Origin of the sequence: Cryobacterium sp. TMB3-10 (genome assembly GCF_004402305.1) — a bacterium.
Lineage (GTDB): Bacteria > Actinomycetota > Actinomycetes > Actinomycetales > Microbacteriaceae > Cryobacterium > Cryobacterium zongtaii.
In genome coordinates, this window is sequence record NZ_SOGH01000026.1 from 1 (window position 1) to 21,992 (window position 21,992).

A 21,992-nucleotide genomic window follows, 5' to 3' on the forward strand; every position below is an offset into this window, starting at 1 on the left:
TACACATACGCATGCGCAGCCGTGTCCGACGACGGCGACCGGTCCGCACCCGGAGTCTCCGGAACGACACTGCCATCCAGATCACAAAGAATCATGTTCTCCGGCGCCAAATCCGCATAATCCACCCCGGACGGCTTGATCACAAACAAGTCCGCGCCCGGCACCCGACCCGACACGTTACCGCCGGTCCACACCACCAAGCCATTGGCCGTCAACTCACCATGCAGCCGAGCGATATCCGCCCGCACACGCGCGATCGCGACCTCGATCTGCGGGCCGAAGGTGCTCATACCGACACCGCGGCAGCTGCAGGGTTGCCGATTCCGGAGGCGTAAGACTCGTCTGCAGCTGCGGCCTGTGCGGCGCGCTGCGCGGTGGACGTGCTCACAGAATCGACTCCCTTGTCTGAGGTGCTACGGGTGAAACTTCAAATGTGAACGGTCACATTGCTGACCTCATGTTAGTCGCATCTGGGAAACATCTGTCAAGTTCGGATTATCACCTTTGGGTAACAGCCTTGATCAGGGGCCCGACCTGGCGCCAGATGGTGCCGGTCAGAACGCCGGCGGGCCCGTGGACGCCCGCACGACGAGCTCGGGGATGATGGCGCCGCGGCGCTCTGGGGAGACGGCGCTGATGTCGTCGAGCAGCAGCGCCATGCAGCGTCGACCGAGTTCGGGGAAGTCTTGCCGCACCGTCGTGAGCGGCGGCCAGAAATGTGCCGCTTCCGGAATATCATCGAAGCCGACCACGCTGACATCGCCCGGGATGCTCAGTCCGGCATCCCTGATGGCATGCATCAGGCCGAGCGCCATCTGGTCGTTCGACGAGAAGATGGCGGTGAAATCGCGCACCCGCAACAGCTCGCGGCCGGCGTAGTAGCCGAAGTCGGCGGTCCAGTCGCCCAGGATGGGCGCCGTGGTCGGCACATCCATCGCCCCCATCTCGTCGAGGAAGCCGCGCATGCGGGCCTCGGCCTCGATCCAGTCCTGCGGACCGGCCAGATGGTAGATATTGCGATGACCCAGGTCGATGAGGTGCCGGGTCGCGGCCCGGGCACCGGAGATCTGGTCGAAAGACAGGCCGTGTTCATTCAGCTTCCCGGTGGACTGCAAGGTCACGTATGGCACGGCGATGGAGAGCTGTTCGAGGACGTCGAAGACCCGCATCTGCGGGGCGATGACGACGATTCCCTCCACGGACTGCAGCATCAGGTGGTCAAGGGCGGCCTCGATGGTGTCCGGGTCGACGGAGGTGAGATTGGCGGTGTTGACGTAGTAGCCGGCTTCGCGGGCGGCATCCTGGATGGCGGCGATGCTGCTGGCCGGTCCGTATTGCGAACTCGACGCCGCGAGTACCCCGATGGTGCGCGACGTGCCGCGGGACAGGGCACGGGCCGCCCGGTTGGGGCGGTACTGCAGGTCCTCCATGACCTGCTGCACGCGGGCCTTGGTCGAATCACGGATGCTCGGGTGGTTGTTGAGCACTCTGGAGACCGTCTGGTGCGACACGCCGGCAAGGCGCGCGACATCCCGGATGCTGGGTGCGCGACTCTTGGGCAGATCAGCTGGCACGGGAGGAGGCCTCGTTCGAATGTGCACGGTCACAATTGTGGACGCACCCCAATTATGCACGCGACGCGCCATGACGAAGTGCACTATGTGACGGTCACATGCCCCAGCAATGGAGCCATGTGACAGTCACAAGGGCACCTTGTCGCGGAAGCGCACTCGACTCAGGCGCTCTCGCGCACCACCAGATCGGTGGGCAGCACGATGGCGGCGGGCCGTTCACCATCGATGACTCGCAGCAGCAAACGCACCATTTCCTCGCTGATCCTCTCGAACGGCTGGTGCATCGTGGTCAGACCCGGAATGGTCATGGTCGCCACTGGGGCGTCGTCGAAGCCGCCGACGGCGACGTCGTCAGGTACCCGGCGGCCGGACGCCAGCAACACGTCGATGGCGCCGGCCGCCATCATGTCATTCGCCGCGAAGACGGCGTCGAGGTCGGGCTGGCTCTCCAGGAGCTCGGTCATCGCCAGCGCCCCACTGACCCGGCTGTAGTCGCCGCGGGCCACGAAACTCGGGTCGAAGGCCGCCCCGAGTTCGTCGGCATATGCCTCGAACCGACGCATGCCTCCAGAGGTATCTTCCGGTCCGGCGATGGTCGCGATACGGGAACGGCCGAGCCCGTGCAGATAGCGGACCATTTCCCTGGCCCCCTCGTAGTCGTCCGCGGCGACGTAACCCATCTTCCTCTCAAAGCCCAGCGGCACGCCGCAGGCGATGGCCGGCACGTTCGCGGCGATGATCTCGGAGATCAGGCCGCGCCGGCCGCTGTGCGAGGACACGAGCAGCACCCCGTCGACGTGACCGGCGGTGATGAACTCGGTCGCCCGGCGCTGTTCGTCCTCGTTACCGGCCATGATCAGCACGAGCGAGATGTCGTGTTCGGACAGCGCCTTCGACGCCCCGCGCATCAGCACCGCGAAGTTCGGGTCTTCGAAGAGGCGGTCGTGTGATTCGGTGAGCAGGAACGCCACCGAATTCGCCCGGCTGGTGGCGAGGCTGCGGGCGTGCGGGTTGACCCGGTAACCGGTCTTCTTGATCGCGCTGTTGACAGAGGCCAGCGAATCCGGACTCACCCAGTGGCCGCCGTTGAGCACCCTGGACACCGTGCCCCTGGACACGCCGGCAGCGGCGGCCACATCATCGATGGTCGGCCGGCGCTTGGCGGGTGGCGGGGTCACGAGTGAAGCCTAGCGACCGTCAGGCCTTGACCGCACCGGCCGCGAGGTCAACCTTCCAGTAGCGCTGCAGAACGAGGAACAGGATGATCAGGGGGATGATCGACAGCAGCGCGCCGGTGATCACGAGGGTGTACATCGACGGTGCGGATGCGCCCTGGTTGAGCAGGCCGCTCAGGCCGACGGTCACCGGGAACAGTTTGTCGTCGCCGAGCATGATGTAGGGCAGCATGAAGTTGTTCCAGACCGCCACGAACTGGAACAGGAAGATCGTCACCAGGCCCGGGCCCATCATCGGCAGGGCGATGCGGTTGAAGATGTACAGCTCGCCGGCGCCCTCGGTGCGGGAGGCCTCGATGACCTCGGTGGGTACGGAGGCGGCGGCGTAGATGCGAGCCAGGTAGATGCCGTACGGGCTGATGATCTGGGGCAGCAGCACCGACCACATGGTGTTGGTCAGGCCCACCTCGGCCAGCAGGAAGTACTGCGGGATGGCCAGGATGACGCCGGGAACCAGCACGCCCATCAGAAGGATCGAGAAGACGACCTTCTTGCCGGGGAATTCGAACTTGGCCAGCACATAGCCGGAGATCGCCGAGATCCAGGTGGAGGCCAGGGCGCCGACGCCCGCGTAGATCGCGGTGTTGAGCACCCAGCGCCAGAACAGGCCGTCGCGGTACTGGCTGAGCTGCACGATGTTGTCCCACAGGTGGGTGCTCGGCATCAGCGTGAAGGTGGAGAACAGTTCGGAGCTGTCCTTGCTCGACGCCATCAGGACCCAGAAGACCGGGAACAGGCAGTAGATCGCACCGATGATGAGGATGCCGGTGGACACCGGGCTGGCCTTCTGCCGGAAGGTGCGGGCCGAGGCCCGCTCGGCCTTGCGCTGGGCGCGGTCGGGCCGGGTGGGCGTGAGTGTGGTTGTCATGGGTCAGTCCTCCTGGCCGAAGGCGCGTTTCTGCACAACGCGCAGGAACAGGAATGAGAAGGCGAAGGTCACCAGGGCGATGACGATCGAGGTGGCGGCGGCGGAGTAGATGTCGTCGCGGGTGAACGCATCCCGGTAGACCAGCATCAGCGGCGACCAACTGGTGGACAGCGAGTTGGTGAGCGGGCGGAGCGTGGTGGGCTCGGCGAACACCTGCAGGGTGGCGACCATCGAGAACAGCGCGGTCATCACGATCGCCGGGGCGATGATGGGGACCTTGATTCGCAGCGCGATCTGGATCTCGCTGGCTCCGTCCAGTTTGGCGGCTTCGTAGATGTCGGACGGTACCGACTTGAGGGAGGTATACATCACGATCATGTTGAATCCCACACCGCCCCAGAGGGCGATGTTGGCGATCGCGAAGGTGACCCCGCCGGAGGAGAGCAGCGAGGGCACGTCCCAGCCGAGCTTGTCGAAGACGAAGTAGAACGGGCTCACGGCGGGGAGGTAGAGGAAACCCCAGAGCAGGGAGCTGATCACGGCCGGAACGGCGTACGGCAGGAAGATGGCGGTGCGGGAAAACCCGGCGGCGCGGGTGCGGCTGGAATCCAGCAGCAGGGCGAAGAGCAGCGCGAGGCCCAGCATCAGTGGGATCAGGATGAAGCCGTAGACCAGCACTCGTCCGACGCTGGCGCCGAATTCGGTGTTCGTGAGGGTCGTGACGTAGTTGTCGATGCCGGCGAAGACCGTGCTGCGAGCGCCGGAGCCGAGACCGAGGCCGGACACCTTGGTCTTCTGGAAGCTCAGGAAGAGCGTGTAGACGATGGGCGCGGCCATGAAGGCCACGAACAGGATGATGCCAGGGGCCAGCATGGCGTAGGGCACGAGCACCCTCGAACGAAAGGTGCCGCGTCCCCGGCGAACCGTCGGGGTGCTGCTCCGGGTGGCCACGGGGGCCTCTGTCACTGTCACGGGTTGTCCTCAATCGACACGATCTGGGGTGGTGATGGATGGTGGAGGGAGTCCGCCGGCCGGTGGGCCGGCGGACTCTCCGGGGCGAGACGCGACGGTACCCGACCGCGTCTATTCGACCGCGTCTATTCGACCGTGAAGCCGCTCTTCTTCATGTCGTCGGTGGTGATCTTCTGCATGGCAGCGACGGCATCGAGGAAGGCGCTCTGGGTTTTGGCGTCGGCCGCCTTCGCGAACTCGTCGTTGTAGGCGCTGTAGGCCACGTTCACGTTCGGTCCGTAGGTGAACGGGCTCACGGTGTCGGCCACCTCGGCGGCGACCTCGTAGAAGTCCGGCTGGTTGCTGAAGAACTCCGGCGGGGAGGTCAGCGCGGCCTTGGCCTGTTCGGCATCGGCGGGGTAGATCCCGGCCGTGGTGACCAGGGCCTGGACGGCTTCGGCGTCGGTGTTCAGCCAGGTGGCGAACTTGGCGGCCTCCTCCGGGTGGTCGGACTGCGTGGTGACGGCCGTTGACGATCCGCCCCAGTTGCCCGTCGCGGGCGCGTCGACATCCCACTGCGGCATCGGCGCGGCCTTCCAGAGGCCGGCGGTGTCTGCAGCGTTGCCGCCGAGCACGCCGGGTGCCCAGACGGCGCTCAGCCAGCCCACCTGTTCGCCGTTGTTCAGGCCGGCGTTCCACTCGGGCGTGTACATGGGCTTGTTGTCGATGACGCCCTCTTCGACGAGGCCGCCCCAGTAACCGGCAACGGTCTCGGTGGGTGTTTCGGCGATGTCGACGCTCCAGGCCTCACCGTCGATGCCCCACCAGGAGGCACCGGCCTGCTGGGCCATGCCCGTGAACCAGCCGGCGTCATTGGACGAGAAGGTGCCCAGGTACTTGGCCGGGTCAGCAGCGTGCACGGCGCGGGCGACGGCGGCGTATTCGTCCCAGGTGGTGGGCACGGCCAGGCCGAGCTGCTCGAGGATGTCGGCCCGGTAGAAGAACATCATCGGTCCGCTGTCCTGGGGGATCGCGTAAATCGCGTCGGATCCGAGCGTGACGGAGTCCCAGACGCCGTCGGCAAAGGCATCCTGGACGTCGCCGTCGCCGTATTCGGACAGGTCGGCGAGAGCGTCGGAGGAGACCAGGGTGGGGATCTTCTGGTACTCGGCCTGGATCAGGTCGGGTGCACCGCTGCCGGCCTTGATGGCCGTGAGCAGTTTGGTGATGGCGGGGTCGCCGCCGTCCTGCTTCTGCACGGTGACCTGGATGTCGGGGTTCTCCGCGTTCCAGATGTCAACGACCTCTTCGAGGTTCGGGGCCCAGGCCCAGTAGTTCAGTTCGACCGGGCCGTCGTCACCCCCGCCCGTGTTTGCCGAACAACCTGACATGAGCAGTGCGGCGGCCGTGGCCATGGCCACTGCCCCTACCCGAATTGACGTGCGCATTCGTCCTCCTTGATGAAAGCTGGGTGCTGTGTGGTGGCGCCCAGCTGTCGTATCGAGAAAACTCGGGCTTGACTGGGAGCGGTACTAGTAATTCACACATTTCTAGCCGTGTCAACATGCGGTCTTGATCTGGATTATGACAATCGGCTGTGCTAGAACTGGGAGCGCACACAGTTGAAGGAGCCTTAGACCAATGTCGATCCACACCCCATTCCCCGCCAGAGCGCCCGCGACAGACCGGTGGTTGAAGGGCACGACCGGGCTTCGTTACGGTGGCGACTACAACCCGGAGCAGTGGCCCCGCGAGACCTGGCTGGAAGACATCAAGCTGATGAAGCAGGCCGGGATCAACCTGGTCAGCATCGCGATCTTCGCCTGGGGCATCCTGGAGCCACGCGAGGGCGAATACGACTTCAGCAAGCTCGACGACATCTTCGGCCTGCTGCACGAGGCCGGCATCGACATCGACCTCGCCACGCCCACCGCGGCCCCGCCGGCCTGGTTCTGGAAGAAATACCCGGACTCCCGGCCGGTCACCCGGGACGGCATCACCCTGGGCAACGGTTCCCGCGGCATGGTCAGCCCGTCGAGCCCCGACTACCGCCGGGCCGCCGCGGCCATCACCGAGCAGCTCGCCCGCCGGTATGCGAACCACCCCGCCCTTGTGCTCTGGCACGTGCACAACGAGTACGGTGCGCCCATCAGCGACTCCTATGACGACCACTCCGTCGCCGCCTTCAGGGTCTGGCTGCAGAAGCGTTACGGCACCCTTGACACCCTCAATGAGAAGTGGGGCACCACCTTCTGGGGACAGGTGTACGGCGAGTGGGACGAGATCGACGCGCCCCGCCAGTCGGCCTCGGTGAGCAACCAGGCGCAGCGCCTGGACTTCCACCGGTTCACCTCCGACGCGTTGCTCGAGTGCTACATCAACGAGCGCGATGTCATCCGCCGGTTCACCCCGGACATCCCCGTGACCACCAACTTCATGGCCACCAATTGCCTCTCCCCCGACTACTGGAAGTGGGCCAGGGAGGTGGACATCGTCGCCAACGACCACTACCTGGTGGCCGAACGCGCCGACAACCATGTGTTGCTGGCCATGGATGCCGACCTGTCCCGGTCGCTGGCCGGCGGCGCCCCGTGGATCCTGATGGAGCACTCCACCGGCGCCGTCAACTGGCAGCCCCGCAACATCGCCAAGCGTGCCGGCGAGATGGCCCGCAACTCACTCTCCCACCTGGCCCGCGGCGCCGACGGCATCCTGTTCTTCCAGTTCCGGGCCTCCAGGTTCGGCGTTGAGAAGTTCCACTCCGCGATGCTGCCGCACGCCGGAGCCGAGACCCGGGTCTGGCGCGAGGTCGTCGCCCTGGGCGAAACCCTCGGGTCCCTCGAGGCCGTGCGCGGCTCCCGCGTGCAGGCTCGCGTCGCGCTGCTCTGGGACACCGAGTCGTTCTGGGCACAGGACTTCGAATGGCGCCCGAGCGCCGAACTGGGCCACCGCGAACGCCTCGAGGCCTTCTACACGGCGCTGTGGAACCGCAACGTGTCGGTGGACTTCGCGCATCCGCGCGACGACCTCACCGGCTACGACCTCGTTATCGCGCCCAGCCTCTACCTCGCCGGTCCGGCGGCCTCGGAGAACCTCACCGGCTACGTGCGGGACGGCGGCCACCTGGTCGTCTCCTACTTCTCCGGCATCGTCGACGAGAACGACACCGTCTACCCGGGAGCCGCGCCCGGCGCGCTCCGGGAGGTGCTCGGCCTGACCATCCCGGAGTTCCTGCCCCTGCACAAGAACGAGACCGTCACCCTCAGCGATTCCCGCACCGGAACCGCCTGGACCGACGACATCGAGGTCTCCACCGCTGAGGTGCTGGCCCGGTACGTGGACGGCCCGGCCGCCGGCGGACCGGCCCTCACCCGCAACGCGTTCGGTGCGGGGTCGGCCTGGTACATCTCGACCAAGCTCACCGGAACCGACCTGGACTCCCTGCTGCTGGACGTTCTCAACACCGCCGGCATCGAGGCGGCCCGCGGCATCGACGGCGTCGAGACCATCATCCGGTCCACCGACACCGACGAGTTCCTGTTTGTGATCAACCACACGGATGCCGACCAGTCCTGGCCGGCCTCCGGCACCGAGTTACTCACCCAGGCCACGGTCGACGGCACCGTCCTGGTACCGGCCGGACTCACCCGCGTGGTGCACAGCGTCCGATAGCGGCTAACTGTTCCCCGTGCGGACAACTGTTCCCGGCGCACCGGGCGCACGTGTCCGCACGGGGAACAGTTGCAGGGTCAGGGCAGCCGGGCGAACGCCCGCACCGGGAAGGTGCCGAAGTCCCGCACCCGCGGTGGCACGGCGGTGAATCGGGCTCCCCGGTCGGGGAGCCCGCCGAGCCCGGTGAGGTGCTCGACCACGGGGATCCCCGCGGCCAGCAGAAGTGAGTGCGCCGGCCGCTCCCCGCCGGACTCGGTGTCGTCGATGTTGAGGGAATCGATTCCCACCAGGGTCGCGCCGGCGGCCACCAACGCCCTGGCGCCGTCCCCGGTGAGGAACGGCGCACTGCTCGCGTAAGCTGCCGTGCCAAAGTGGCGGTCCCACCCTGTGTGCAGCAGAACGGCGGTTCCACCGAGGTTCAGGCCGTCGAAGGCAGCCGCCGGGATCGCTCGCTCCGACGCCTGCTCGCAGCGGAACACGTGTGCGGGCAGGTCGGCGAGAGCCTCGAGCGGCAGCCCGGCCAGGTCGACCCCGCCCTCGTACCGGTGGAACGGGCTGTCGAGGTACGTTCCGGTGTTGCCGATCATCGTGATGGTGTCCATGGCGAACTCGGTGCCCTCCGCGTAACGGCTGCGCGAATCCGCCCTGGTGAGGTGCGGTGTGATCACCGGCGCCGGCAGTCCGGGGTAGGTCACCAGCCCCGCGCTGATCTCGTGGCTGAGGTCGACGAAGCTGGAGGCGGAAGCCGGCATAGGAGTTCTCTCTGATCGGTCACGGGGAGGGGAAAAAGACCTGGTTGGGAGTAAAACCGCTCCCTTGGGTCCAGTGTGCCCGATCCGCGCGGCCCCGCCAATGGCAGAACTGACATGGTTCATCGACTTCCCGCCACCCCGGAGTGACCGCGTGCTGCCACAGCACCACCCGGCGCCGGCCTCAGGCGCTGGGCAGGGCCTGAGCGAGGTCGGCCAGCAGGTCGTCGATGTCTTCGATGCCCACCGACAGGCGCACGATGTTGGTGGCCACTTCGAGCTCGGTTCCGCGCACCGAGGCGTGGGTCATCTCGGACGGGTAGTTCACCAGCGATTCGACGCCGCCGAGCGATTCGGCCAGCTGGAACAGGTGCATCGACTCGGCGAACCGCCGGGCCGCGGTTTCGCCGCCGCGGAACGCCAGGGAGAGCATGCCGCCGAAGGCACTCATCTGTGCCTTGGCCAGCTCGTGGCCGGGGTGGCTTTCCAGGCCCGGGTAGTAGACCTTCTCGATGGCGGGGTGGGTCTGGAGGTACCGGGCGATGGTGAGTGCGTTGCTGCTGTGCCGGTCCATCCGCACCGCGAGGGTCTTGATGCCGCGCACGGTGAGCCAGGCGTCCAGCGGCGCGGACACCGGGCCGGCCGCGAACTGGATGAACTTGACCTTCTCGGCGAGCTCGTCATCGTTGATGACCAGGCCGCCGCCGATGACGTCGGAGTGTCCGCCGAGGTACTTGGTGGTGGAGTGCACGACGACGTCGGCGCCGAGGGCGAGGGGCTGCTGCAGGGCGGGGGACGCGAAGGTGTTGTCCACGACCACGAGCACGCCGTGGCGGTGGCCGATCTCGACGAGGCCGGCGATGTCGCTGATCTTCATCAGCGGGTTGCTCGGCGTCTCCACCCAGAGGATCTTCGTTTCGCCGGGGAGGATCGCGGCCTCGACAGCGGTCAGGTCGCTCATCTCCACCGTCGTGTTGCGCACACCCCAGGCGCCGTGCACCCGGTTGATCAGCCGGTGCGTGCCGCCGTAGACGTCGTTGCCGAGCACCACGTGATCACCCGGAACGAGGACCGCGCGCAGCAGGCTGTCCTCGGCGGCGAGGCCGCTGGCGAACGACAGCCCGTGCCGGCCGCCTTCGAGTGCGGCGAGCATAGTTTCCAGTGACGTGCGGGTGGGGTTGCCGCCGCGGCTGTACTCGTAGCCGCCGCGCAGTCCCCCGATGCCGTCCTGCACGTAGGTGGAGGTCTGGTAGATCGGCGGGATGACGGCGCCGGTGGTCGGGTCGAATTCCTGACCGGCGTGGATGGCGATGGTGTTGAACTTCTGGTTCTCGGACTGGCTCATGGTGTTATCGCTTTCAGACGCTGAGGTAGGTGAGGAGGTCGTGCCGGGTGATCACGCCGAGCGGCTTGCCGCCGTCGGTGACGAGCAGCGCATCGTGTTCGGCGAACGCGGCGCGCGCCGAACCGACGGGCTCGTTCACGCCGATCAGTGGCAGGGCGTCGCCCACGATCGAGCCGACCTTGTCGGTGAGCTGGGCTTCGCCGGAGAACACCCGGCCCATCAGGCTGCGCTCGTCGAGCGCACCGACAACCTCGCCCATCACGACGGGCGGCTTGGCCGTCAGTACGAGCAGCTGTGACACGCTCGCCGAGGTCATGGTCTCGATGGCGTCGCGCACGGTGTCGTTCGGGTGCACATAGACGAACGCCGGAAGGGTGCCGGTCTTGGAGTGCAGCAGGTCGGCGACGGTGTGACCGGCGGGCGCATTCGAGAAGCCGTAACTCCGCATCCAGCCGTCGTTGAAGATCTTGCCCAGGTAGCCGCGGCCGCCGTCCGGCAGCAGCACGACCACGACGGCGTCGGCAGGCAGGTCCTTCGCGGCCCGCAGCGCCGCGACGACCGCCATGCCACTGGAGCCGCCGACCAGGATGCCCTCTTCGAGGGCGAGACGGCGGGTCATGGCGAAGGAGTCGGCGTCGGAGACCGCGATGATCTCGTGCGGAACGGCCGGGTCGTACGCGCCAGGCCAGAAGTCCTCGCCGACGCCCTCGACGAGGTAGGGCCGACCGGTGCCGCCGGAGTAGACCGACCCCTCGGGGTCGGCGCCGATGATGCGCACGGCTTCGTTCGACACCTCCCGCAGGTAGCGGCCGGTTCCGGTGATGGTGCCGCCGGTGCCGACGCCGGCGACGAAGTGGGTGACCGTTCCGTCGGTGTCGCGCCAGATCTCCGGGCCGGTGGACTCGTAGTGGCTGAGCGGGCCGTTCGGGTTGGCGTATTGGTTGGGCTTGAAGGCGCCGGGGATCTCGCGGGCGAGGCGGTCCGACACGCTGTAGTACGACTCGGGGTCGTCGGGGGCGACGGATGTCGGTGTCACGACGATCTCGGCGCCGTAGGCGGTGAGAACGTTGCGCTTGTCCTCGCCCACCTTGTCCGGCAGCACGAATACGCACTTGTAGCCGCGTTGCTGGGCCACCAGGGCCAGGCCGACGCCGGTGTTACCGGAGGTCGGCTCGACGATGGTGCCGCCCGGCAGCAGTTGCCCGTCACGCTCGGCGGCGTCGATGATGCGGGTCGCGATGCGGTCCTTCGCGGACCCGCCGGGGTTGAGATATTCGAGCTTGACCAGCACGGTGGCGGACACGCCCTCCGTGACCTTGTGCAGCTTGACCAGCGGCGTGTTGCCGATGAGGTCGAGAATGGTGTCGGCGATTTTCATGATGGGATCCTTACGTCGATCGACGTGTCGCGGGACGATGCAGGCGTGGCCGCTGGCCTGGGTGGGCGGTCCTGGTACCGAGAGTGTGAGTGTGCGGGTCGGCTAGCGAAAGCAGCAACAGGGACACGACGTCAGGGTGATCACTCCTTCACTCTAGTCGCCGCCCGGGAGGCGCGGCCAGCCTGTGAAGCATCTGTGAGATCACAAACCGAGGAAGCCCACGCACCGGTGCATGCGTTCGAATAAGTGCACAGCAAACGAAAGAGGCCCCTCGTGACCCCTGCCCCGCCCACCGGCACATCCGGATCTTCGTCGCCCAAGCCCGGCGTCAAGCAGCAACGGGCGGCGCAGCGCGCCCAGAAGCTCGAGCAGTACCACCGCGATCAAAAACGCAGCGCCCGCAACCGGCGCATCGGCCTGATCAGCGGGATCACCGTGGCCGTCGCGGTCATCGGCCTGCTGATCACCTCGATCGTGCTGACCCCGCAGAGCGCGAGCTACTCCGCCGGTGGCGACGGTGCCGACATCGACGGTGTGGAAACGTTCGAGAACGCCTCGTTGCACGTGGAGACCCCCGTCTCGTACCCGCAGACTCCGCCCGCCGGCGGCGACCACAATCCCACTTGGCTGAATTGCGGCGTCTACACCGAACCAGTGCCGAACGAGAACGCCGTGCACTCCCTCGAGCACGGTGCCCTCTGGGTGACCTACGACCCCGCCATGTCCGATGACGAGCTGGCCACGCTCAAGCAGGCGCTCCCGTCCACCTACGTGATCCTCTCGCCGTTCGACGGCCTGCCCGCCCCCATCGTGGTGAGCGGCTGGAACGTGCAGCTGCAGGTCGACTCGGCCGACGATGAGCGCATCGCCGCGTTCTTCGAAGAGCACTGGAAGAGCAACAACGTTCCCGAACCCGGCGCGCTCTGCACCGGCGCCTACGATGCCCCCGGAAAGGCGTAGCTCGGCCCGGCGTGCCGCGCTGGTCGTCACGGCCGCGATTGCGGCCGTCGCGATCGGCCTGGTCGGCTTCTCCGTCGGCCGGTTGAGCACCATCGACAATCCCACGCCCACATCGACCAGCGCCGAGGCCGGTTTTGCGCGCGACATGCAGGTGCACCACCTGCAGGGGGTCGAATTGGCCATGATCATCCGCGACCGCACCGAGGCGGCGGATGTGCGCCTGCTCGGCTACGACATCGCCACTACCCAGGCGCAGCAGGCCGGCCAGCTCTACGGCTGGCTCACCGAGTGGGACCTGTCCCAGGCTGGCCCCGAACCCTCGATGACCTGGATGACCCGGCCCGGCCGTTCGGACACCTCTCACGCGCACCCCGAGGGAACCCACACCCCGGGCGCCCCGATGCCCGGGCTCGCCACCGACGAGCAGATCGCCGGCCTCACCGCGTCGACGGGAGTCGACGCCGAGCGCCGGTTCCTCACCCTGATGATCGCCCACCACTTGGGCGCCGTCGAAATGGCCGAGTCGGTGCAAGATCGCGCCAACAACACCTCGGTGCTCGGTTTTGCGAACTCGGTGATCATCTCCCAGGAGGCCGAGATCACCCTCATGGAGTCCATGCTCGCCGACCGCGAGCCGTGACCTCAGCACCAGAAACTCGAGGTTTTCTGGGCCTATCTCACAGTTCGCGAGCCTGCACGGGGGTCTGCTCGGCGTAGAGGGATGCGTAGGTGCCACCCTCGGCGAGCAACTCCTGGTGGGTGCCGGCCTCGACGACGCGACCGTGGTCGATGACGAAGATCACGTCGGCGGTCACAATCGTCGACAAGCGGTGGGCGATGGCGATGGTCGTGCGCCCCCGGGAAGCGGTATCGAGGGCGGCCTGCACTACCCGCTCGGAGATCGCGTCCAGGGCGCTGGTCGCCTCGTCGAGGATCAGCACCTCAGGGTCCTTCAGCAGCACCCGGGCGATGGCCACCCGCTGCTTCTCGCCGCCGGAGAGCCGGTAGCCCCGCTCGCCGACCACGGTGTCATAGCCGTCCGGGAAAGACGCGATGGTGTTGTGAATGTTCGCGGCCCGCGCGGCGATCTCGAGCTCGGCATCCGTGGCCTCGGGTTTGGCGTACCGGAGGTTCTCGGCGATGGTCGCGTGGAAGAGGTAGGTTTCCTGGCTCACGATGCCGATGTGGGAGACCAGCGACTCCTGCTCGAGGTCACGCACGTCGACCCCGGAGAACAGCACCCGGCCGCCCGTCGCCTCGTAGAAGCGCGGGATCAGGTACGACACCGTGGTCTTGCCCGCGCCGCTGGGCCCGACGAAGGCGGCGAACGCGCCGGGTTCGATCGTGAACGAGACCGCGTCGAGGGTCGGCCGGGCGTCGGCGTCGGCATCCGGGTAGGCGAAGGTGACGGCGTCGAACTGCACCCGACCGGTGACTGCGGGCACCGGGCGGGCACCGGGAGCGTCGCTGATGGCGGGGGTGAGGTCGAGGTATTGGAAGATTCGCGCGAAGAGTGCGCTGGAGGTCTGCAGGTCCAGGGCCACCCGCATCAGCCCCAGCAAAGGGAAAAGCAGCCGCGCCTGAACCGTGGTGAAGGCCACGACGGTGCCCGCGGTGATGTCGGTGGCGCTGTTCGTGAGGAGGAGGCCGGCCACCAAGTAGACGATGGCCGGGATGCTGGACAGGAAGATGCTGACCATGGCGAAGAACCACTGGCCGCTCATCTGCTGGCTGACCTGCAGGTGCACCTGGTTGTCGTTCTCGTGCGCGTACCGGGCGATCTCGGCCTTTTGCCGGGTGAAGCTCTTGGACAGCAGGATGCCGGACACGCTCAGGGTCTCCTGGGTGATCGCGGTCATGTCGGAGAGGGACTCCTGGGTCTTGCCCGCGATGCGGGCCCGGACCCGGCCCACCCGGCGCTGTGCGAAGACCAAGATCGGCATCAGGATCACGGCCACGATCGTCAGCTGCCAGTTGAGCAGCAGCATTGCCACGAACGCGGCGATCACCGTGACGGCGTTGCCGAGCACACTGGAGACGGTGTTGGTGAGCACGCTCGCCACCCCGCCGACATCGTTCTGCAGCCTGGACTGGATCACGCCGGTCTTGGTGCGGGTGAAGAAGCTCAGCTCCATCGCCTGCAGGTGGGTGAACAGCCGCACCCGCAGTTCACCCATCACCGAGTTGCCCACGGTTGCGGTGAGCCAGGTCTGCCAGACGCCCAGCAGCGCGGTGGTGAGATAGGCCGCGATCATCAGCGCCACCAGCACGGTCAGCCGCTGCAGGTCCGGGCCGCCAGAGGGCGGGAACAGACCCTCGTCGAACGCGCGCTGGATCAGCAGCGGCGGAAGCACCGACAGTGCCGCAGATATCAGCACCAGGATGACGGTGACGGTGAGCTTCCGGGCGTGCGGGGCGAACAGCGCCCTGATGCGGTCGAACAGGTTGGGAATCTCGGGCGCTTCGGCGTTCTGCGCCTTCTGGGCGGCCGGGTCGTCACCGCTGACGCGGTTGCGGCGGCCACGAAACTCTTCAGGGGGACGTCCGCCCGTGCCGTGCGATCCGCTCATGGTCTCACTCTAAGACAGCGGACCGGCCCCGGAAATCCGGGACCGGTCCGTCGCAGCCGAGTCCAGTGCCGGCCCGGCCAGGTGAGGAAGTTAGCCCTTCGTGGAACCGGCCAACAGGCCGCGCACGAAGTAGCGCTGCAGGCTGAAGAAGACGATCAGCGGAACCAGGATCGAGATGAACGCGCCCGCTGTGAGCAGGTGCCAGTCCTGGCCCCGGCTACCGGTGATCTCGGCCAGCAGCTTGGTCATCGGTGCCACCGCGCCATCCGCGAAGATCAGCGCCACGAGCAGGTCGTTCCAGACCCAGAGGAACTGGAAGATGGCGAAGGACGCGATCGCGGGCATGGTCAGCGGCAGCACGATCCGGAAGAAGATCTGCCCGTGACCGGCGCCGTCGACCCGCGCCGCCTCGATGACGTCGGCGGGGATCTCAGACACGAAGTTGTGCAGCAGATAGATGGCCAGCGGCAGAGCGAACATCGTGTGTGCGATCCACACCTGCGAATAGCCGCCGGCGTCACTGATCGAGGAGACCACCGGGAAGCCGAAGATCTCACCCCGTGAGAAGAACTGCAGAAGCGGCACCAGGGCCATCTGCAGCGGAACGATCTGCAGCGCGAAAACCGCGATGAACAGCACGTTCTTGCCGCGGAAGTTGATCCACGCGAACGCGTAGGCCGCGAGGCTGGCGATGATCAGGGGCAGCAGCGTGGCCGGCAGGGTGATCGCGATCGAGTTGATGAAAGCGCCGGCCAGGTTCAGCTGGCTGTTACCGGCCTGGAGCACCTCGCTGTAGTTGTCGAGGGTGAGGCCCCAGTTCGAGAAGAGCGTCCACCATCCGGTGGTGCGCACCTCCTGGGCCGGGCGGAACGAGGAGACGAAGAGACCGAAGGTGGGCACCGTCCAGAGCACAGCGATCACGAGTGCCGCGATCGTGGCGCCCCGGCTGGTCAACCGCTTCTTGGTGCGCTTGGCCGCGGTGAACTCCCCGCGGCGTTCGCCGCGGCGGAGCTGGTTTTTGGTGTTCTTGTCGACGGGGAGCTCCACCGGAAGAATCGCGCTCATCGGATTTCCCTCTGCTTCTGAATCTGGCGGGCGTTGTAGACGACGATCGGAAGGACGAGCAGGAACAGGATCACGGCGAAGGCGGCGGACCGGCCCTGCTCGAAGTTCTTGAACTGCGTGTACATCTCGTTCGCGATGACGCTCGTGTCGTTGGAGCCTGCCGTCATGGTCCGGACGATGTCGAAGACCTTGAGGGAGGCGATGGAGATCGTCGTCAGGACAACGATGAGGGCGCTGCGGATGCCGGGAACCGTGACGTTGGTGAACTTCTGCCACGCGTTGGTGCCGTCGAGTTCGGCGGCCTCCAGCTGCTCGGCCGGCACACCCTTGATGGCCGCGGAGAGCACCACCATGGCGAATCCGGTTTGCACCCAGATCAGCACGACGATCAGGAAGACCGTGTTCCAGGGTGCGACGGCGAGGAAGTCGACGGGGTTGCCGCCGAGCCACACCACGATCTGGTTGAGCAGGCCGATCTGATTCTGGTCGGCCGGACGCGCCGTGTAGATGAAGCGCCAGATGATGGACGCCCCGACGAAGGAGATGGCCATGGGCATGAAGACCATGATCTTGAAGTACTTCTCACCTCGGCTCTTGTCGATGAAGACCGCGTAGGCCAGGCCGGCGATCGTCGATACGAGCGGGGTGATGAGCACCCAGACGATCGTGTTGAGTACGGTGCGGATGGCCTCGGGCTGCGTGAACACCCAGATGAAGTTGTCGAAGCCGATGAACTCGGTTCCCCGCGAGTTCATAAACGCCTGCACCGTGGTCTGGATGGTCGGAATGACGAGGCCGACGATCAGGAGCAGGATGGCCGGCGCGAGAAAGCCGAAGAGTTGGAAGAGGTAGCCGGCGCCGGAGCGCGAGCGGTAGTCGACGATGAAGAAGACCCCACCGAGGACGGCAGCCGCGGCGATGGCCCACCAGTACGATCCGGCAGCGACCAGGATCAGCAGGGGTGCGGCGATGCAGACGGCGAGACGGATGACGGTGTAAACGGTGCCCGTTCGCGGGGCTATTTCGACGAAGAACAGGATCGCGGCCACCAGGGCCACGAACGCGAGAATGATGATGGGGACTTGAACCAGGGGCGGCAAGTCAGCCAGCCAGGCAAGGAATGCCGACATGTGAAACCTCTCGAGTACGACTGCGGACTCACAGTGTTTTGCTGGTGGGGCGGAATACCACCGCCCCGGTACACCAGTAGGGGGTGCGGGTCGCCCTCCTCAGAGGACGACCCGCACGGTTGGGCTGTTAGACGAGCCGGTTGTCGAACCAGACTAGTTGGAGGGCCAGCCGGCTTCGATGCTCGTGAGCACCTCACCCGTCGGGGCTCCATTGATCCAGTTGACCATTCCCTTCCAGAAGGTGCCGGCGCCAACGGAGCCGGGCATCAGGTCGGAGGCGTCGAAGCGGAAAGTGGTTTCCGAGTCCTGAAGGATCTTGATGGCTTCCTGCAGGATCGGGCTCTGCGCGTTGGCCGGGTCGAGACCCGAGTTGGCGCTGATGACCCCGCCGAGGCTGACGCGGCTGTTCGCCCAGTCATCGCTGGAGAGGTACGTCTGCACGGCCTGGGTGTCTGCGTCGTCCGAGAACGCTCCGACAATCTCGCCACCACCGGTGACAGCCTGGCTGCCGGCCTCCTGGGCCGGGGTGATGAAGGCCCACACGTCACCGTCGGGACCGACCTCGCCGCCGGCATCCGTGATGAAGCCGTCGAAGAAGGAGGCCTGGTGGTGCAGGGCGCAGGTGCCCTCGGCGAGCGGCGTGGCTACGTCACCGAACGCGATGCTGTTGATCGAGCTCACATCGCCGAAGGTGGCGTTGACGTAGGACGGGTTCAGCAGGATCTCGCCGACGGAGTCGAATGCGGATGCAATCGCCGGGTCCGTGAACGGAATCTCGTTGGCAACCCACTTGTCGTAGGTCTCAGCGCCGGCCTCACGCAGAACGAGGTCCTCGACCCAGTCCGTGCCCGGCCAACCGGTTGCGTCACCAGAGCCGAATCCGGCGCACCACGGGGCGCTGCCGGTCTTCTCCTGGATGGTCTTCGTCACGGCGAGGAGCTCGTCCCAGGTCTCGGGAACTTCGACACCCCACTCGGTGAACTTGGCCGGGGAATACCAGACGAAGCCCTTGACGCTGGCCATCAGCGGAGCGCCGTAGAACGTGTCGCCGACGGTGCCGTATGCCTTCCAGTCGGACGACCAGAACTCGTCGACGTTGTCTTCAACGGACGAGGGGGCCGGCTTGAGGAAGTCGCGACTGGCGAGGTCGGCCATCAGGCCGGGCTGCGGGAAGATCGCGAGGTCTGGAGCGCTGCCGCCCTGAGCACGGATGGCGATCTGAGCTTCGAATTCCTTCGACGCCTCGTACTGGATGTCGATGTCGTTCTCTTCTTCCCAAGCCTTCCAGGACTCTTCGAGAAGCTCGGCCTCGGTGTCAGCGATGGTGCCGTAGACGGTGACGACACCGTCACCCTCGGCTCCGGCTTCGGCGCTCGTGCTGCCGGGACCACCGGAACAGCCGGCCAATGTCAGCCCGGCAATCGCGACCATGGCGATGGGTGCTGTGATTCGGCGGTGGAATGACCGCATTCTTCCTCCTCGTTGAGTGGTTGCGGTGCGCCGGGATCCCCCGGACAAACACCAAGGTGCTGCAGGAACTGCTCGTCGTGCTGGAAACGGTTGCACAAGGAACCGGTTCCACACCACAAAGTACGGCACAGATTCGTTCGACACAAGCCCAATATGGTTACAGATTGACAAAGATCGCGCTCTCATGCCAACGACGCTTCAAACCGGTCACACTTCGGTGTCGAATTTCTGGAACCGATTCCAGCCCGGCCGCCGAGGAGATATGGTGGCCAGAGCGGTTCCAACGACGGGGAGGCTGGCATGAGCGCGATCGCGGATGTAGCACGCATGGCCGGCGTCGCCAAGGCCACGGCCTCCCGGGCGCTCAGCGGCCGGGGCTACGTGTCGGACGAAACGCGTCAGAAGGTGGTCGACGCCGCCGCCCTGATCGGCTACGTCGCCTCGCCCAATGCGGCCAGCCTGGTGACCGGCCGGACCAAGAGCATCGGCGTGATCATTCCCTTCATCAGCCGCTGGTTTTTCTCCGAGATCCTGGAGAGCCTCGAGCAGTCCCTGCTCGCCGAGGGCTACGACATGACGCTCTACAACCTCCCCGCACATTCGGCCGAACGGGAGCGGGTCTTCGATTTCTTCCTCGCCCGCAAGCGGTTCGACGGTGTCATCTCCGTGGGCGTCGAGCTCAGCGATGCCGAGGTGGAGCTCCTGCACCGGCTGGGCCGTCCTCTGGTGGGCATCGGCGGTGAGATCCCCGGCGTGCATACCATCGCGATCGACGACATCGCGGCCGCGCGCCTGGCCACCGAACACCTGATCAGCCTCGGGCACACCGACATCCGTCATGTCGGCGGTGATCAGGTGGACCAGATGGACTTTGCCGTGCACACCAAACGGCTCACCGGTTTCAACTCGGCCATGCACGCCGCCGGCCTGTCCAGGGATGGCCGCTTCGCCCCCTGCGCCTTCACGGTTCCCGGGGGGTACGAGACCGGTCTGGCGCTGTTCGGTAATCCGCACCGGCGGCCGACGGCGGTCTTCGCGGCGAGCGACGAGATCGCGTTCGGCCTCATTGTCGCGGCCAGGGAGCTCGGCATCCTGATCCCGTCCGAGCTCTCGGTGATCGGCATCGACGGCCATCCGTATGCCGAGATGTTCCGGCTCACCACCATCGAACAGCACCCGCGCAACCAGGCCAGGATGGCCGTTGAGTCCCTGCTGGGTGCGCTCGAGCAGCCGTCGGCGCCGGTCACACCCGGGCTCACCAGGGCGCCGACCAACCTGGTCATGCGCTCCAGCACCAGCGCACCCCGGTGACCCGGTGACCCGGTGACCCGGCTCCGCAACTGTTGCCGTGCGCAACAGTTGGGGTGGTCGCCCCAGACCGTCAGCGGCGCGGGTTAGCCTCGAGGGGATGATTTCCGACCCTTCAGACGACGCCAGCGCCGGCACGGACCGGGATGCCACCCCCCGGGCATCCACCCGGTACGCACCCCGGCGCCCGTTCGACCTGGCGGCCACCATGGCCCCGCACAGTCGCGGTCGCGGCGACCCCACCGCCCGCGCCGATGCCGCCGGGCTCTGGCGCACCCAACGCACCCCGCTCGGACCGGCGACCCTGCTGCTTCGGCAGGCCGCCGACGGCGGCGTCGACGCCAAGGCCTGGGGACCGGGCGCCGAGTGGTGCATCGCCCAGGTACCCGCCCTGCTGGGCGACGGCGACGACTGGACCGGACTCGACCTCGGCGGCCACGGTGTTCTTGCCGAGGTCCGCCGCCGTAACCCCGGCGTCTGGCTGGGCAGCTCCGGGCTGGTCTTCGAGGCGCTGATCCCGGCAATCATCGAACAGAAGGTCACCACTCTCGAGGCCCACCGTGCCTGGTACCGGCTCATCCGCCAGCACGGCGAGGCGGCCCCTGGCCCCGCACCAGCGGGGATGATGGTCTCCCCCGGACCGGAACGCTGGCGCCTGGTGCCGTCGTGGGACTGGCACCGGGCCGGCGTCGATCCGCGCCGCTCACGCACGGCCGTTTCTGTTGCGGCCGTGGCGGCATCTCTCGACCGGCCCGTCGACGCCGTCACGGCCTCACGACGGCTGCAGTCCCTGCCCGGCGTCGGCCGCTGGACCGCCGCGGAGGTGACTCAGCGCTCGCACGGCGACCCCGATTCGGTGAGCGTGGGCGACTACCATCTGGCCGCCCAGGTGGGCTGGGCCCTGACCGGATCCCCCGTCGACGACGACGGCATGCTCGAACTGCTCGATCCCTTCGCGGGACACCGCCAGCGTGTGGTGCGCCTCATCCTGGGCAGCGGCTACCGCGCCCCGCGCCGCGGCCCGCGCATGACCATCCAGGACCACCGCTCGCACTAACCGGGCCGGCCGCACACGCTGAATGGGCGGTCACCGGGGCTCGGAGGCCGGGCGGGGCGGCGCCGCCATCCGGTCCGGCGGCGTTACGCGGTGCGGTGCGGCCATCCGCTCGCCGGCCTCGACCCTGTCGCGCAGGATGGCGACGGCGCGTTCGAGGGTGCCGACATCGTCGATGGGCAGGTCGGCAAAGTAGGGCAGCAGGGCGGCGACCAGCTCGGTCCGCCAGGCGATCAGAGCCGCGACACCCGCCGGGGTGCTAGCGATGAGGCTGGCCCTGGCATCGTCGGGGTCGCCGGCGCGTTCGACCCAGCCTCGGTCGACGAGGCTGCCCACCAGCTTGGTGGCGGTGGGCTGCGAGACCCGGCTGCGCTCGGCCAGGTCGCCTAGGCGGATCGGGCCGCTGGAGAGCAGCACGCTGAGGGTGCGCCACAGAGCGGGCGATTCCGTGCCGCGCGCTGCACGGGCCGCGACGCGGGTGAGCCGGTGGTTGACGGACACGAGGTCCCCGAGGATGTCAGGAAGTGCTGCGGGCATCCCCCCACCATATACAGGCCGAATCGCCCGCGACCCGTGAGGAAAGCCCCAGAAACTCGAGAGTTTTGGTGCTTTTCTCACGGTTCGCGGGTTAACGGCAGCGGGCGCCGCATCCAATGGATGCGA

The 21,992-nt window shown here is 66.9% G+C and carries 19 protein-coding genes; 5 read left to right on the top strand and 14 right to left on the bottom strand.

Annotated elements, in window-relative coordinates; all coding sequences use genetic code 11:
- From E3T22_RS13945 to E3T22_RS13970, 6 genes are all read right to left on the bottom strand, one after another.
- Positions 1-290 (bottom strand): class II aldolase/adducin family protein (locus tag E3T22_RS13945; RefSeq protein ID WP_174776860.1); only part of this gene is annotated, 290 nt, incomplete at its 3' end.
- A gap of 264 nt (positions 291-554) precedes the next feature.
- Complete coding sequence (locus E3T22_RS13950) at positions 555-1,574, bottom strand: LacI family DNA-binding transcriptional regulator (protein ID WP_103460502.1); 1,020 nt, start codon at positions 1,572-1,574, stop codon at positions 555-557.
- Positions 1,575-1,735: 161 nt separating this feature from the next.
- The gene (locus tag E3T22_RS13955) at positions 1,736-2,752 is read right to left on the bottom strand and encodes a LacI family DNA-binding transcriptional regulator (protein WP_088455056.1); all 1,017 of its coding nucleotides are present in this window, start codon (positions 2,750-2,752) and stop codon (positions 1,736-1,738) included.
- Between the two features lie 19 nt (positions 2,753-2,771).
- The gene (locus tag E3T22_RS13960) at positions 2,772-3,677 is read right to left on the bottom strand and encodes a carbohydrate ABC transporter permease (protein WP_088455055.1); all 906 of its coding nucleotides are present in this window, start codon (positions 3,675-3,677) and stop codon (positions 2,772-2,774) included.
- Positions 3,678-3,680: 3 nt separating this feature from the next.
- On the bottom strand, positions 3,681-4,550 hold the full coding sequence (locus tag E3T22_RS13965; protein WP_134480918.1) for a carbohydrate ABC transporter permease: 870 nt from the start codon (positions 4,548-4,550) through the stop codon (positions 3,681-3,683).
- Between the two features lie 224 nt (positions 4,551-4,774).
- Positions 4,775-6,076, bottom strand: a complete 1,302-nt coding sequence (locus E3T22_RS13970; protein WP_134480895.1) for an ABC transporter substrate-binding protein — start codon at positions 6,074-6,076, stop codon at positions 4,775-4,777.
- 193 nt (positions 6,077-6,269) lie between these two features.
- Here E3T22_RS13970 and E3T22_RS13975 point away from each other — a divergent pair, with 193 nt between their 5' ends.
- A complete protein-coding gene (locus E3T22_RS13975) occupies positions 6,270-8,300 on the top strand; it encodes a beta-galactosidase (RefSeq protein ID WP_134408359.1) in 2,031 nt (676 codons plus the stop codon).
- Between the two features lie 77 nt (positions 8,301-8,377).
- Here the strand turns inward: E3T22_RS13975 and E3T22_RS13980 are convergent, their stop codons facing one another.
- From E3T22_RS13980 to E3T22_RS13990, 3 genes are all read right to left on the bottom strand, one after another.
- The gene (locus E3T22_RS13980) at positions 8,378-9,052 is read right to left on the bottom strand and encodes a cyclase family protein (protein WP_241983690.1); all 675 of its coding nucleotides are present in this window, start codon (positions 9,050-9,052) and stop codon (positions 8,378-8,380) included.
- Positions 9,053-9,233: 181 nt separating this feature from the next.
- Positions 9,234-10,394 carry a cystathionine gamma-synthase gene (locus E3T22_RS13985; protein WP_088455051.1) on the bottom strand — a complete coding sequence of 387 codons (1,161 nt, stop codon included), beginning with the start codon at positions 10,392-10,394 and terminating at the stop codon, positions 9,234-9,236.
- A gap of 13 nt (positions 10,395-10,407) precedes the next feature.
- Complete coding sequence (locus E3T22_RS13990; protein WP_088455050.1) at positions 10,408-11,772, bottom strand: cystathionine beta-synthase; 1,365 nt, start codon at positions 11,770-11,772, stop codon at positions 10,408-10,410.
- Between the two features lie 273 nt (positions 11,773-12,045).
- Here E3T22_RS13990 and E3T22_RS13995 point away from each other — a divergent pair, with 273 nt between their 5' ends.
- Together E3T22_RS13995 and E3T22_RS14000 are read left to right on the top strand one after the other, a co-directional pair.
- The gene (locus E3T22_RS13995; RefSeq protein WP_088455049.1) at positions 12,046-12,732 is read left to right on the top strand and encodes a DUF3105 domain-containing protein; all 687 of its coding nucleotides are present in this window, start codon (positions 12,046-12,048) and stop codon (positions 12,730-12,732) included.
- The gene (locus E3T22_RS14000; protein ID WP_134408361.1) at positions 12,713-13,372 is read left to right on the top strand and encodes a DUF305 domain-containing protein; all 660 of its coding nucleotides are present in this window, start codon (positions 12,713-12,715) and stop codon (positions 13,370-13,372) included. The genes E3T22_RS13995 and E3T22_RS14000 overlap by 20 nt, the downstream gene beginning before the upstream one ends.
- 37 nt (positions 13,373-13,409) lie before the next feature.
- On the opposite strand, the gene E3T22_RS14005 is transcribed toward E3T22_RS14000, so the two are convergent.
- From E3T22_RS14005 to E3T22_RS14020, 4 genes are all read right to left on the bottom strand, one after another.
- A complete protein-coding gene (locus E3T22_RS14005) occupies positions 13,410-15,302 on the bottom strand; it encodes an ABC transporter ATP-binding protein (RefSeq protein ID WP_134408362.1) in 1,893 nt (630 codons plus the stop codon).
- Between the two features lie 90 nt (positions 15,303-15,392).
- Positions 15,393-16,367, bottom strand: coding sequence for a carbohydrate ABC transporter permease (locus E3T22_RS14010; protein ID WP_088455046.1), 975 nt, complete (start codon positions 16,365-16,367; stop codon positions 15,393-15,395).
- Positions 16,364-17,497: a carbohydrate ABC transporter permease gene (locus E3T22_RS14015; RefSeq protein ID WP_103460512.1), complete on the bottom strand. Its 1,134-nt coding sequence runs from the start codon at positions 17,495-17,497 to the stop codon at positions 16,364-16,366. The genes E3T22_RS14010 and E3T22_RS14015 overlap by 4 nt, the downstream gene beginning before the upstream one ends.
- A gap of 153 nt (positions 17,498-17,650) precedes the next feature.
- Positions 17,651-18,967 (bottom strand): ABC transporter substrate-binding protein, encoded by a 1,317-nt coding sequence (locus E3T22_RS14020; RefSeq protein ID WP_088455044.1) that lies wholly within the window; start codon positions 18,965-18,967, stop codon positions 17,651-17,653.
- A 300-nt stretch (positions 18,968-19,267) separates the two neighbouring features.
- On the opposite strand from E3T22_RS14020, the gene E3T22_RS14025 reads away from it, so the two are divergent.
- Both E3T22_RS14025 and E3T22_RS14030 read left to right on the top strand, forming a co-directional pair.
- Positions 19,268-20,278: a LacI family DNA-binding transcriptional regulator gene (locus tag E3T22_RS14025; RefSeq protein WP_088455043.1), complete on the top strand. Its 1,011-nt coding sequence runs from the start codon at positions 19,268-19,270 to the stop codon at positions 20,276-20,278.
- Positions 20,279-20,375: 97 nt separating this feature from the next.
- Positions 20,376-21,332, top strand: coding sequence for a DNA-3-methyladenine glycosylase (locus E3T22_RS14030; RefSeq protein WP_088455042.1), 957 nt, complete (start codon positions 20,376-20,378; stop codon positions 21,330-21,332).
- A 30-nt stretch (positions 21,333-21,362) separates the two neighbouring features.
- Here the strand turns inward: E3T22_RS14030 and E3T22_RS14035 are convergent, their stop codons facing one another.
- Positions 21,363-21,866 carry a MarR family winged helix-turn-helix transcriptional regulator gene (locus E3T22_RS14035; RefSeq protein ID WP_134408363.1) on the bottom strand — a complete coding sequence of 168 codons (504 nt, stop codon included), beginning with the start codon at positions 21,864-21,866 and terminating at the stop codon, positions 21,363-21,365.
- Positions 21,867-21,992: the final 126 nt, after the last annotated feature.